This is a genomic window from Cryobacterium sp. M25, assembly GCF_002929635.1.
In the GTDB taxonomy this organism is placed as follows: domain Bacteria; phylum Actinomycetota; class Actinomycetes; order Actinomycetales; family Microbacteriaceae; genus Cryobacterium; species Cryobacterium sandaracinum.
In genome coordinates, this window is record NZ_PJJU01000048.1 from 16,665 (window position 1) to 30,237 (window position 13,573).

Annotated in this window: 10 protein-coding genes and 1 pseudogene; 7 read left to right on the forward strand and 4 right to left on the reverse strand. The window is 61.7% G+C overall.

Features of this window, described 5'->3' with window-relative positions; genetic code table 11:
* Positions 1–161: 161 nt before the first annotated feature.
* Together CXY81_RS06835 and CXY81_RS17455 are read right to left on the reverse strand one after the other, a co-directional pair.
* Positions 162–1,010 (reverse strand): transposase, encoded by an 849-nt coding sequence (locus CXY81_RS06835; RefSeq protein ID WP_369828351.1) that lies wholly within the window; start codon positions 1,008–1,010, stop codon positions 162–164.
* Between the two features lie 63 nt (positions 1,011–1,073).
* Positions 1,074–1,178: pseudogene (locus tag CXY81_RS17455) on the reverse strand (hypothetical protein); the annotation flags it as partial.
* 43 nt (positions 1,179–1,221) lie between these two features.
* Here CXY81_RS17455 and CXY81_RS17460 point away from each other — a divergent pair.
* Positions 1,222–1,803 carry a hypothetical protein gene (locus CXY81_RS17460; protein ID WP_104194393.1) on the forward strand — a complete coding sequence of 194 codons (582 nt, stop codon included), beginning with the start codon at positions 1,222–1,224 and terminating at the stop codon, positions 1,801–1,803.
* A gap of 98 nt (positions 1,804–1,901) precedes the next feature.
* On the opposite strand, the gene CXY81_RS06845 is transcribed toward CXY81_RS17460, so the two are convergent.
* The gene (locus CXY81_RS06845) at positions 1,902–2,750 is read right to left on the reverse strand and encodes an alpha/beta fold hydrolase (protein ID WP_104194394.1); all 849 of its coding nucleotides are present in this window, start codon (positions 2,748–2,750) and stop codon (positions 1,902–1,904) included.
* Between the two features lie 419 nt (positions 2,751–3,169).
* Between CXY81_RS06845 and CXY81_RS06850 the strand changes: the two genes are divergently transcribed.
* From CXY81_RS06850 to CXY81_RS06870, 5 genes are read left to right on the forward strand one after another with little or no spacing between them, the layout of a single operon-like run.
* Complete coding sequence (locus CXY81_RS06850) at positions 3,170–6,898, forward strand: nitrate reductase subunit alpha (protein WP_104194395.1); 3,729 nt, start codon at positions 3,170–3,172, stop codon at positions 6,896–6,898.
* Positions 6,898–8,619 carry a nitrate reductase subunit beta gene (narH, locus tag CXY81_RS06855; RefSeq protein WP_104171072.1) on the forward strand — a complete coding sequence of 574 codons (1,722 nt, stop codon included), beginning with the start codon at positions 6,898–6,900 and terminating at the stop codon, positions 8,617–8,619. Before CXY81_RS06850 ends, narH begins: the two co-directional genes overlap by 1 nt.
* On the forward strand, positions 8,616–9,263 hold the full coding sequence (gene narJ / locus CXY81_RS06860) for a nitrate reductase molybdenum cofactor assembly chaperone (RefSeq protein ID WP_369828348.1): 648 nt from the start codon (positions 8,616–8,618) through the stop codon (positions 9,261–9,263). Before narH ends, narJ begins: the two co-directional genes overlap by 4 nt.
* A complete protein-coding gene (gene narI, locus CXY81_RS06865) occupies positions 9,263–10,018 on the forward strand; it encodes a respiratory nitrate reductase subunit gamma (protein ID WP_104101842.1) in 756 nt (251 codons plus the stop codon). The genes narJ and narI overlap by 1 nt, the downstream gene beginning before the upstream one ends.
* A gap of 27 nt (positions 10,019–10,045) precedes the next feature.
* Positions 10,046–11,266 (forward strand): MFS transporter, encoded by a 1,221-nt coding sequence (locus CXY81_RS06870; RefSeq protein ID WP_104194421.1) that lies wholly within the window; start codon positions 10,046–10,048, stop codon positions 11,264–11,266.
* Between the two features lie 820 nt (positions 11,267–12,086).
* On the opposite strand, the gene CXY81_RS06875 is transcribed toward CXY81_RS06870, so the two are convergent.
* Complete coding sequence (locus CXY81_RS06875; protein ID WP_104194396.1) at positions 12,087–12,362, reverse strand: transposase; 276 nt, start codon at positions 12,360–12,362, stop codon at positions 12,087–12,089.
* A gap of 198 nt (positions 12,363–12,560) precedes the next feature.
* Here CXY81_RS06875 and CXY81_RS06880 point away from each other — a divergent pair, with 198 nt between their 5' ends.
* Positions 12,561–13,331 (forward strand): hypothetical protein, encoded by a 771-nt coding sequence (locus tag CXY81_RS06880; protein WP_104194397.1) that lies wholly within the window; start codon positions 12,561–12,563, stop codon positions 13,329–13,331.
* Positions 13,332–13,573: the final 242 nt, after the last annotated feature.

The window sequence follows — 13,573 nt, forward strand, 5'->3', positions numbered from 1 at the left end:
AAATGGCGGTCGATATCGTCGGTTGGGTGGGACTTTGCCGGCGCGATCGTCAGGGACTGTGGCTGTGCTTTTGTTCTTGTGCCGATCGAAAACGGGGCCACGGGCGCGTTGACGGCGCAAGCCGGGGTCGCTGCCCCCGTCAGGGCGGTTCCGCCGGGTTTTTAGGTTGCTGGGCGGGCTGTCAGGGCGTTGTGCGCGGCCAGGCGGGCCTTGGTTTGCAGGGTGTGTAGCTTCATCAGGTTGTGGCAGGCAGCGATCAAGTCCCACTCGTGGGCTGCTTGATCCAACCCGCTCAGCAGCAAGAACTTACCCTGCCGGGTGTGGATTTGACCGAACACGGGCTCAACGATCGCTTTGCGTCGTGCGTAAACGGCGCGGCCCTTCTTCGTCTTCAATTTCCGGCCCATCCGCTCCCGCAACGTCGCATTGGCGGGGATCCATCCGCGGGGAACCTCCGGAACACGTTCACCGTGCTTGACCCGGCCGGTCGCGATGAAAAACTCGGTCCGGCCGCCGCTGGCCGCCTCGACGGTCTTGGCGTAGTCCAGATTCGCTGCTAAACAATACCCCGCATCTGCGAGGATCTGCTGGCGCAGGACACCTACCGTGGCATGGAGTTTCTCGATCAGTGGCACGACCTGTTCCACATCCACAGCACCCTTCTGCAGGGCAGTATCGTCATCGTGGCCCTTCTCCCGAGCTTTCTTCTCCGCGTCTTTCCGTGCCCGAGCGGCCGCGTCGGCCTCCAGCGCGGCGCGCGTTTCCGCCAGTTTCACCAGACGCGACTCCCGCCTGGCGAGCTCGGGCGGCAGTTCGTCGCCGCGTTTGTCTTTCCCGAATCGGGCATCCTCGGCGTCGTTGATCGCATCGGCATCAGCCAGTAGGGGGGAGACGTCGTCGGCGAGGACTTTCTGCTTCTCTGTCAACCGGGCGTAACTCATGGCCTTGCGTCTGGACGCGTTCGCGCGCACTTTCGTGCCGTCCAGCTCGACCTGCCCGAGCGACACCATCCCGGCCGCACGGCACAGTTCCAACGCTTGCAAGACCACGTTTCCCAGGCTGGAGAGGTGCCGTTTCCTAAACCGGGCGATCAAACGAAAATCTGGTGCCTGCTGCGCGGCCAACCACCGAAACGCGACCACGTCCACGAAGACCCGTTTCAACTCCCGCGACGATCGAACCCCGACGCGATACCCCTAGAGCAGGACACGCACCATCAACTTGGGGTCATACGGCGGCTGCCCCTTCGACTTCGCATACGACGCAAGCCGGCTCGAACGCCCGGAACCTCTTGTTCACGCCAGCGCCAGCCTCAACACCGTCATCAACGACCGGATCAACGTGTTCCAGTTCAGCCGCAGGAAACAGACCACCCAAATCGCTCATAAGCAATTTTCCCAGACCACGACCCCAAGCCCGGGAAATCAACCGGCGTTCGTGTTCTTGCAGGCGTTGGAACTCTGCCGCGCTGCCGGGATGGTGTCGTTGGGGCAGGTCGCGTTGGACGGCACGAAGGTGCGCGCGAACGCGTCTCTGCGCAAGGCGATGAGTTACGGCCGGTTGACAGAGAAGCAGAAGGTCCTCGCCGATGAAGTCCCCGCGCTGCTGGCTGACGCGACCGCGATCGACGATGCCGAAAATGCACGGTTCGGGAAAGACAAACGCGGCGATGAGTTGCCGCCGGAGCTCGCGCGGCGGGAGTCACGCCTGGTGAAACTTGCCGAGGCGCGCGCTGCGTTGGAGGCCGACGCGGCCGCTCTGGCTCGGAAGGACGCGGAGAAGAAAGCCCGGGATAAGGCCTGAGTGTCGGGCTATTCATGCATGGCTACGACCTATCACAAGGCGAAATAATCCTGCCTAAAGGGTACGTAACCCCGTCGGCGATGGCCTTACGCGGTTGGCTATTTCGCGAGGAATGCGAGTACGTGCTGGTTCCATTCGTCCTTGTGCGAAACGGTGACCCCGTGCGGGGCGTTTGTGATCACGACGAGTTCGCTGCCGGTAATGGCCTCGTGAGTACGTTTGCCACTCACCTCGAATGGCACGATGGTGTCGGAATCACCGTGGATGACCAAAGTCGGCACCGTGATTTTCGTAAGGTCGTCGCGGAAGTCGGTAGTGGAGAATGCGGTTACGCAGTCGAGCGTCCCCTTCGGCGATGCCAGTTGAGCGATGTCGAGATTATAGGCAATCTGCTCGGAGCTAACCTTTGGAGTGTTGACCGGGGACGGCTTGCCGGCGGTGAAGAACATCTGCAAAAATTCGTGCAGGAACGCCGGCCGGTCTCCGGACAATCCGTCGTGGAACCACTGAGCCAAATCGGCGTCGACGCCTCCGTCAGGGTTATCATCCGATTTCCAGAGGTAAGGCGGCACGGCGCTTGCGAAGACGAGTTTGGCGATGCGGGCGGTGCCATAGGTACTGACGTATCGAGCGAGCTCTCCACCGCCCATCGAGAATCCGACGAGGGTGACCTCCCGCAGATCGAGGGTATCGATCACGGCCTTCAGGTCGGCGGCGAACGTGTTGTAGTCGTACCCATCCCAAGGCTGTGACGACTGGCCGAACCCGCGACGGTCAAAAGTGATGACCCGGTAGCCGGCCTCGACCAGTGCGGGTACCTGCCCCTCCCAGGACCTACTACTCAGGGGCCAACCGTGGATCAGTACGACGGGCTTACCGGCTCCGACGTCTTCGTAGTGCAGTTCGACGTCGGGACCGTTGTGATCCGGGGCGGTGATGAAGGGCATGGTCTCTCCTCGTAATCGGGGCGGTTCGTTGGAGGCAATCGAAATTGTGCACCCAAGACAATAGAGATTCGCTGGGAGAACGCTGAGCTGATGGGCACAGAGCAAACCGTGTCACCATCACCGCTCCGCGGAAGAGGCAGTTTAAAACCGTCAGACGCCGAAACGAATTGCCTGGCGAGCTGCAGCCCTCCACGCACGGCGCACTTCCGTGCGGACGCTGCTGAAGTACGTCTTCTCAACCGGCGTCAGTGCGAACACTTAGCGCTACTATCCATGACGTCCTGGATTAAGAAGTGAGGTGTTTTTGCGAAACCCGGTTCAACCCTGTTTCCCAGGATGACAGTCTCGTGTTAGGTGTCGACCATCCGCGTTCACGGGCACCACTAGCGGACTGCAAGGGCGATATATAGAATCTCCCCATGGCAGCTGCTCCAGTGCCTGCCGGTTTGGACGGAAAAGCGTCGGACACCATGTTGGCGCTAGGCCGTTTTTTCACTCGGTGGGACCAAACAGATGATGGGCGCGCAGTGTTCCGTGAAGGCGGGCGCAAGGGCGATGTGTTCTACCGCGACCGGTGGAGCCATGACAAGGTGGTGCGTTCCACCCACGGGGTGAACTGCACGGGGTCGTGTTCGTGGAAGGTTTACGTTCGGGACGGCATTATCACTTGGGAGTCGCAGCAGACGGATTACCCGTCGGTGGGCCCTGACAGTCCGGAGTACGAGCCGCGGGGGTGCCCCCGTGGTGCGGCGTTCAGTTGGTACACCTACTCACCCACGCGGGTGCGGTATCCGTACGCCCGTGGAGTTCTCGTCGAAATGTACCGTGAGGCGAAGGTGCGTCTCCAGGACCCCGTGCTCGCTTGGGCCGACGTTGTGGACGACCCTGAACGACGTCGTTGCTACCAGCAAGCGCGAGGGAAGGGCGGGCTCGTCCGGATTCCGTGGCAGGAGGCGATCGAAATCGCCGCCGCCGCCCACGTCCACACGATCAAGAAGTACGGTCCGGATCGGTGCTCCGGGTTCTCCCCGATCCCGGCCATGTCTATGGTGTCGCACGCGGCGGGTAACCGGTTCATCCAGCTCATCGGCGGGGTGATGACGTCTTTTTACGACTGGTATGCCGACCTTCCCGTGGCCTCTCCGCAGGTGTTCGGCGACCAGACTGACGTGCCTGAATCAGGTGACTGGTGGGATTCCACCTATCTGATGATGTGGGGATCAAACGTTCCCGTGACGCGCACGCCTGACGCGCACTTTATGGCGGAGGTGCGGTATCGCGGCACAAAGGTGGTCGCGATCAGCCCCGACTATGCCGACAACACGAAGTTCGCCGACGAGTGGCTGCCCGCGCAGGCCGGCACTGACGCGGCGCTTGCGATGGCGATGGGGCACGTGATGCTCAAGGAATTCTTCGTCGACCGGCAGGTGCCCTATTTCAGCGGCTATGTGCGCCGCTACACAGATCTGCCCTTCCTTGTCCGGCTCGAGGAGCACGCCGGCGGTGGGCTGGTGCCCACGAAATTTTTGATGGCGGCTGACTTGCCCGACAAGGCGCATCTTCCGGATGCTGCGTTCAAAACGGTTTTGCTTGACTCAGCCACTGGCGCTCCCGTGGTGCCCAATGGTTCCATCGGCTACCGGTACGGTGAAGCGGGTAAGGGCAAGTGGAACCTCGACCTCGAGGGTGTCGACCCGGCGTTGAGCCTTCTCGAAGAGTCCGTCTCAGGCCAGCCTCCGGAATCCGCTGAGATCCGGATGCCCTGCTTCGAGGCACCCTCCGGGGAGGGGTCGATCGTGACTCGCGGCGTTCCCGTCCGGCGAGTGGCCGGGCACCTGGTAACCACGGTGTTCGACCTGATGCTCGCTCAATACGGGGTTGGGCGTCCAGGGCTGCCGGGCGACTGGGCGACCGACTACGACGACGCGTCGACGCCGTACACGCCGGCCTGGCAGGAGGAGATCACGAGCGTGCCGGCCGCCGCGTGCATCCGGGTGGCGCGAGAATTTGCCCGCAACGCTGAGGAATCGAAGGGGCGGTCCATGATCATTATGGGGGCCGGTATCTGCCAGTGGTTCCACGGTGACGCCACCTACCGTGCGGTGCTCTCGCTCGTGATGCTCACCGGATGCATGGGGCGAAACGGCGGCGGCTGGGCGCATTACGTCGGCCAAGAGAAAACCCGTCCGATCACGGGATGGATTTCTCTCGCTAACGCTTTGGACTGGAGTCGACCCCCGCGCACCATGATCGGTACCGGGTATTGGTACATGCACACCGATCAATGGCGCTCAGATGGGTACTCGGCCGACTCGCTCAAGTCCCCTCTCGCTGATGGGCACTTCGACGGTATGCACACCGCGGACACGATCGCGCAATCGAACAGGCTCGGTTGGATGCCGTTCTACCCTCAGTTCGACCGCAACCCGCTAGACCTCGCCGATGAGGCGCAAGCGGCGGTGGATGCGGGGGAGGCGCCCGACGCCCCCACCTGGATCGCCGATGCCCTAAAAAGCAGGCGGCTGACCCCAGCCATCGACGACGTCGACGCTCCAGCGAATTGGCCGCGCACCCTGGTGCTCTGGCGCTCCAACCTTTTCGGCTCATCTGCCAAGGGCAATGAGTACTTTTTGCGCAACCTTCTCGGCACTCACAACAACGTGATGGGCGCCGACCACGTGAACGCCGCCCGACCGCGGGATGTGAAATGGCACGACGAGGCGCCGGAGGGAAAACTGGACCTGCTCGTCTCAGCTGATTTCCGGATGACGTCAACCACGCTATTGTCGGACATCGTCTTTCCGGCTGCAACTTGGTACGAAAAACACGACCTTTCCTCTACCGACATGCACCCCTTCGTGCACGCCTTCAGCCCCGCAATCGACCCACCGTGGGAGGCGAAAACCGACTTTGACACGTTTCGACTGCTCGCCGAGGAGTTTTCCCGGCAGGCGGTGACGCACCTCGGCACCCGACGGGACCTGGTCAGTGTGCCGCTGCAACACGATACGCCGGGGGAGATAGCGCAGCCGGGTGGAGTGGTGCGCGACTGGCGGAACACCGATATACCGGCGGTCCCCGGTCAGAATATGCCTGTCTTCTCGATCGTCGAACGGGACTACACCGCTATCGCGGAGAAGCTAGCCACGGTTGGACCCCTCGCGGAGGAACGCGGTTTCACCGTGAAGAACATCACCTATCGGATGGGGCACGAGATCGAGCGGCTCGCCCGAAGCAACGGGGTGATGCTCGGTGGCGCGGGGAACGGCCGCCCGGCCATCGATACCGATGCGAAGTTCGCCCAGGCCATCCTGAGCTTTTCCGGCACCACCAATGGCGAACTGGCCGTGCAGGGGTTTCGCGAACTGGAAGAGCAGACCGGCATGAAGCTCGTCGACCTTGCCGAGGGATCCGAAGAGAAGCGGGTGACCTTTGCGCAGACGCAAGCGGGGCCCGTCCCTGTCATCACTTCGCCTGAGTGGTCCGGGTCGGAGACTGGTGGGCGTCGGTATTCCCCGTTCACGATCAACGTCGAGCGGCTGAAACCCTGGCACACCCTCACCGGCCGGATGCACTTCTTCCTCGACCACGACTGGATGCGCGACCTCGGGGAGGCCCTCCCGATTTACCGACCACCGCTGGATATGCAGCGCCTGTTTGGCGAACCTCGGTTTGGCCCGAACGGAACCACCGAGATCACAGTGCGCTATCTGACTCCGCACTCGAAGTGGTCGATCCACTCAGAATATCAGGACAACCTTTTTATGCTGTCTCTATCGAGGGGAGGACCGACGGCTTGGATTAGCCCCATGGATGCGGCGGCCATCTCGGTCTCTGACAATGACTGGATCGAGTGTGTCAACTTCAACGGCGTGTACGTGTGCCGCGCCGTGGTCAGCCATCGGATGCCCGCGGGAGTCGTTTACGTTTACCACGCGCAAGAGCGCACAATCGATGTACCCAAGTCGGAGGCGACGGGCCGCCGGGGCGGAATTCACAACTCGCCCACCCGCCTGCTCGTCAAACCCACCCACCTCATTGGCGGGTATGCGCAGCTGTCGTACGCCTTCAACTATCTGGGCCCTACCGGCAACCAGCGTGACATGGTCACCACAATCCGAAAGCGTTCCCAGGAGGTGCGGTACTGATGCGCGTGATGGCTCAAATGGGCATGGTGATGAACCTCGACAAATGCATCGGGTGCCACACCTGCTCGGTGACCTGCAAACAGGCGTGGACGAATCGCGCCGGAACCGAATATGTCTGGTTCAACAACGTGGAAACCCGGCCGGGGCAGGGGTACCCGCGTCGCTACGAGGACCAGGAACAGTGGAAGGGCGGTTGGCAGCTAAACAAAAAGGGCCGACTTGTGCTGAAGGGGGGCGGACGCCTGAAGAAGCTTTTCGGAATCTTCGCAAGCCCCGTGCAGCCCGAGTTGAAGGATTATTACGAGCCCTGGACCTATGACTATAAAACACTGATCGACGCACCGCTGGGAGACGACTTCCCAGTGGCCCGCCCGAAATCCTTGATCACGGGCGAGGACACCAAAATCAGTTGGTCGGCGAACTGGGACGACGACCTCGGCGGCGCCCCTGAGATGGGTCACCTTGACCCCATCGTGGAGAAGGTGCGGAGGGAGTCGGAGGACAAGATTAAGTTCGCCTTTGAACAAACTTTTATGTTCTACCTTCCGCGGATCTGTGAGCACTGCCTCAACCCTTCCTGCATGGCATCGTGTCCGTCCGGTGCCATCTACAAGCGCGTGGAAGACGGCATTGTGCTCGTCGATCAGGACAAGTGCCGCGGCTGGCGCCAGTGCATCACCGGCTGCCCGTACAAGAAGATCTATTTCAACCACAAAACCGGCAAAGCCGAGAAGTGCACCTTCTGTTATCCGCGGGTGGAAATTGGCCTCCCCACAGTCTGCTCCGAAACGTGTGTCGGGCGCCTCCGCTACCTCGGCTTGTTCCTCTATGACGCCGACCGCGTCACCGACGCCGCAGCGGTGACGGATGTCACCGACCTGTACGAATCGCAGATGGACGTGCTCCTCGACCCGAACGACCCCGAAGTGGCCGCTGCCGCCCTCGACCAAGGCATTCCCAGCGATTGGCTGGACGCCGCACGGAAATCGCCCGTGTACGCTCTCGCGAAGGTGTACAAGGTGGCGTTACCGCTGCACCCGGAGTATCGCACGATGCCCATGGTCTGGTACGTGCCCCCGCTGTCTCCCATTGTCGATCTCCTGAGCGAACAGGGCCACGATGCCGAAGACAACGGCAACCTCTTTGGCGCCATCGACGCGCTGCGCATTCCCGTCGAGTACCTCGCCGAACTTTTTACCGCTGGCGACACCGACAAGATCACCGAGGTTTTACGCAAACTCGCGGCGATGCGCGCCTACATGCGCGGCATCACGATGGGACAAGAACCTGACCCGTCGATCCCCGCGGCTGTGGGGATGACGCCAGGCAACATGTATGAAATGTACAGGCTGATGGCGATCGCAAAGTACGACGAGCGCTACGTTATCCCCAAGGCGCACGTCGAGCAGGCGCATGACCTGGAGGAGATGGGCTGCTCGGTCGATTTCGAGGGCGGACCGGGCATGTACGAAGACTCGCCGTTCGGGGAGGCGAGTGGTCGACCGACGCCCGTCGCCGTGGAGAACTTCTACGCGCTCAAAGATCGGCAGACTTCCGACACTCCCGCCGGCGAGCAGTCGCTCCGTGGCCGCGTAAACCTCCTCAACTGGGACGGCAACGGAAGCCCCGTGGGTTCTTTCTCCGAGAAACGCGACCAGCCGCGTGCTGCACCGCCGTCACCGGCTGATTTGCGCCCACCGACGGATGGCGGTGCGCTGTGAGGCGCGACCGGGCTGCAGCTCATAGCCTGGCGCAGCGGGTCTTCTACCAGGCTGCCTCGTGGTGCCTGTCGTATCCGGACGCTCAACTCGTGGGAAGGTGCGAGTTGATGCGGTCCGCACTGGCCGAACAGGGCCCGGCAGCACCTGATCTCACCGCGGTCATCGCGTACCTTGAGAACACCGCGATCGGCATTCTCCAGCGCTCCTATGTTGAGACGTTCGACCTCAGTAAGCATCATCCGCTCTACCTGTCCTATTGGACGGATGGCGACACCCGGCGCAGGGGCGACGTGCTGGCTGCGTTCAAGCAGGTGTACCGGGGGAGCGACTATCTGACCAATACGCACGGTGAGTTGCCCGACTTCTTGCCGCTGGTGCTCGAGTTCGCGGCTGTGGCCAGCCCAGTAGCAGGCCGGGACCTGCTCATCCAGTACCGGCCCAGCGTCGAAATGCTCCGGCTTTCACTCACGGAGCACGGGTCGCCGTACGCCACCGTGATAGACGGCATTTGCGCCACACTTCCAGGCCCCTCGCCCGCCGACCGGCAGGCCGTGCAAGCCATGGCCGGCGTCGGCCCCCCCGCCGAAAGTGTCGGACTTGAACCGTACGACCCGCGCCTGCTTCCTTTGAACGCGAGCTCGTGATGTGGGACGTGCTGCTCTGGGGAATTCTCCCCTATGTGATGGTGGCGATCCTGATCAGTGGAACTATCTGGCGCTACCGTTACGACCAATTCGGTTGGACCACCCGCTCGTCCCAGCTCTACGAATCCCGGCTCCTGCGCATTGGATCGCCAATATTTCATTTCGGGTTCCTCGCCGTCATCGCCGGGCATTTCTTCGGCCTGGTGATCCCGATGTCCTGGACACTCTTTTTTGGGATGAGCCAGGACTTCTATCACCTCAACGCTCTGCTGGTCGGCGGCGTTGCGGGGGTCTGCACTCTCGGTGGCATTGTGATCCTGATCTATCGGCGCCGCAAAACCGGGCCGGTCTTCATGGCCACGACCACCAACGACAAGATGATGTACATCGTGTTGACCGCCGCGATCGTCCTGGGGCTCTGGACCACCCTCGCTAGCGTTTTCAGCGGCGAGCATGGCCACAACTATCGTGAAACCGTGTCGCCCTGGTTTCGTTCGCTTTTCATTCTGCAACCAGATATCGCGGCCATGGCCGCAGCTCCGTTCTCCTTCCACATTCACACCCTCGTGGGCATGATTTTGTTCGTCGTGTGGCCCTTCACCCGGCTGGTGCACGCCTTCACCGCACCTCTGCACTACCTGTTCCGGCCCTACATCGTCTACCGGTCCAGAGATCAAGAGCCCGGGCAGATTCGGCCGGTGCGCCGCGGGTGGGCGCCCATCGGAACCCAGGATCGCACCCGGGACAAACGCTGATCGGAGGTGCGGGTGATGGGCACACCGATGGGCTCGAAAATGACTGCACGGCAGAAGGCACACCACAGCAAGGGTGTGAACCTCACCCTCGCGACTCTCACCTCCGTCGTGTGCTTCTGGGCGTGGACGAGTGTCTCGCCGCTCGGCATCCGCTATACCGAGTCGATGAATCTCTCGTCGGCCCAGACGTCTGTACTCGTGGCGATGCCCATACTCGTCGGATCGATCGGCCGCATTCCAGTGGGCGTGCTCACCGACCGATTCGGCGGACGCCTCCTATTCACACTGGTACTGCTTGCATCCGTCCCCGCCCTCTTGCTTGTCGCGCTTGCCGGAACCCTCAACGCATTTGCCTTCCTGGTCGTGACAGCGCTGCTGCTCGGCGTAGCCGGAACCGTGTTCGCCGTGGGAATTCCATTCGTGAGCCAGTGGTACCAACCATCCCGCCGAGGCTTTGCAACCGGCGTCTTCGGGGCAGGGATGGGCGGCACCGCAGTGTCGGCATTCTTCACTCCACGTTTGGTGGAATGGCTCGGATACGTTCCAACTCACCTCATCATCGCGACGCTCCTCCTCGTCACAGCAATATGCGTATGGACACTTATGGCAGAGGCCCCCGGATTCACGGCCAGCACTGATCCATTCCTTCCCAAGCTCACCGCGGCGGCGCGGCTCAGCGTGACGTGGCAGATGAGTTTTCTCTATGCGCTGGTCTTCGGCGGATTCGTCGCTTTTTCCACCTACCTGCCCACGTACCTCCGCCAGATATACGATTTCGACCTCACTGCCGCGGGAACACGAACGGCTGGGTTTGCGGTTGCCGCCGTTATTCTCCGCCCCATCGGCGGAATTCTTGCCGACCGTATCGGACCGAAGCCAGTGGTAATCGGGTCGCTGGCTGCGGTGGCCGTTCTCGCTTGGGTGGTGAACCTCCGTCCCGATGGCGAGATCCCCGCCGGCCTCACCTTTGTCGCGATGGCGTCTGCACTCGGTCTCGGTGCTGGGGGAGTGTTCGCCTGGATCGGGAGGAGCGCACCGCCCGCCAGAGTGGGGGCGGTGAGCGGCATCGTCAGCGCTGCCGGTGGGTTAGGCGGATACTTCCCGCCACTGGTGATGGGGGCCACCTACAACGTTGCGGAAAACAGCTACGCGATCGGACTAATTCTCCTCGCCGGTACCGCTCTGGCCGCTCTAATTTTCACGATCCTTTTTGTGAAAAACCGACCGTCTGCCACCACGACTCAGTGACATTTCCAAAGACCTACGCCCGCTCGTTGGTGTCGCCCGTCGCGGTGTTTGACGGTGCCGGGGTCACCGTCGGCGATGTCGACCGGGTTTGTTAAAGCCCTGTCGGAAGTTTCCGGTGCGAGGTAGATGGCGTGACGGCGTGGATGGTGTCGTTGGCGAAGTGTGGGTTGGACTGGCCGGCAGCTTCGAGGTGCTGCGGATGTAATCGGTCGTATCGGCTGCGTTCATCCCGATCATTGTCCCGGGTGGAGATGTTTCGGTCTGGCGCTGGGAGCACCGCGAGTTTGAGCTCACCGACGCCGAAGTGTGTGCTGCCCGATAAGGCGTATCGCGATGTGCGATCCGGTGTCCATGTCGACGTTTGTGAGCATGCGGAGCATTTTGAGGTGGGTGTTGGCGAGCAGGTGTGCCTCACCGATGACGAAGGGTATGAGCTAAGTAGGGCATCCGCTCCGCGAGCGATGTTGTGATGCAGCGACGTAAGTGGCGCTTGCAGACTGGCTTCATGACGCTCTGCCAGCGAGCGCCCGGGTCGACCTTTGAACGTCCGAGTAGCTCTGGCAACTCGAAGTCAACTGGTGTGACAGGCCCGATCGAGGAGTGGCGCCGGCGGCGGTGTCGCGACGGAAGTCTCGGCCAGGGGTGGTGGCGGTGGTGGAGGTCTTCTATTTCTTCGGACAGATCTCGCCATCCTTAGGCGTTTCCTGGTCGTGGCGACAGTTCTTCGGGAAATGATTTCCACCCCCAATCGACGCCGGCGATGGCGGACGGCCGATGTCGACGAGGCGGACCATGCGGGTGATGGTGAAATTGATCTCTATTACGCCAATCGATTCATACGCCTGGCCGTCGTATCCGATGCTTCCTGGTGGAAGAAGCTCGACGATTTTTTCAAGCACGCCCTGTCCATCTTCAGATCCGCGGTTTCTTGCCGTAGCCGCTGTAGCTCGGCCCCTTCAGACTCCATCACTTCGGCCCGTCGGGTTTCGTTGAGCGCCTTGAACGCGGTCACCATGCGGCCCAGGGTTGCCTCGTTGACTCCGCTCTCTCGGGTGACGGTCGCGACCGCTTTGCCGGTGGTGATGATCAGCTTCACGGCCTCGTCTGCTTACTCAAAAGTGAACTCCCGACGTGATCTTTCCAGAGTAAACAGTGTGTCTTGTGAGTTGTCGGCCACCAAGGCCAGGGCCACTCTTGACATGTAAGGCCTGTACGCACAAACTCAACTGAAGAATACTCTTTTATGTTTTCACTCCGATATGTTTTCGAAACTACCTCCTAGTAAGGGACTTTGATGAATAAGAAAACAGCAGTGTTTTTTGTGCCCGCGTTTGCTTTAGGTGTCGCCGTATTGACGAGTGGTCCAGCCTTTGCAGCCACTGGTGACGCGTCCTACCAGGGGACGCTCGATTCGATCAACGGCAGCAACGGCAGCGGCACCATCTCCGTTGAGGTTTCCGGTGACCAGGCCACAGTCACCCAGACCGTCAAGGGTCTGGCCGAGACCTTCGACGGTAAGCCGTACCCGCACGTACAGCACATCCACATCGGTGCGAAGGGGGAATGTCCCACCACGGCAGCTGACACCAATGGAGATGGTGTGATCAGCACGACCGAAGGTCAGCCGTCCTACGGAGAGATTGGCACAACGTTGTCCACGAGCGGCGACACGAGTCCGGCGGCCGGAACTGATCTAACGCTTGCCGGGATGGGTGCAAACTACGACTACAACCGAACCTTCACTCTGGATGCCGCCACCGCGGCCTCGCTGGAGGCAGGCACGGCAGTTGTGGTGGTCCACGGGCTAGACCCGGCCACGTTGACGAAAGCAGCACAGGACGCAAAGAGTGACTTGGTGCCGAGTCTGCCCTTGGCAGCAACGTCGCCGGCTCTGTGTGGCGCCCTGAGCGCGTCGCAAGCGAACATGCCTGACGGTGGCGTGGAAACCGGCGGTGGCAGCACTTCAAGCGGTGCTGACATAGGCCTTCTCGCCCTCGGTGCCGGGGCCCTGACCGCGGCAGGTGGCGCGGTGATGATTCGTCGGCGTCTTGCCGCACGAGGCTGAGATCGGTTTGATCCCCGGTGATTATCCCGGCTGAAAAGCGTCGTCGCGGTAGCCGTCTGGCTACCGCGGCGGCGGTTCTGCTCTTCACCGTCGGCTGTACGGCGATCGGTTTCGTCCTGTGGGGCAACCCTCCTCCTCCACGGCCGCCTGCCTCGGCTGCCGTATCAGCCCCATCGCAGGAGTCCGTCTCCGTTACACCCTCACCGGAGCCCATCTCAGTTCCGCCGACTCCGCGGGTTGAC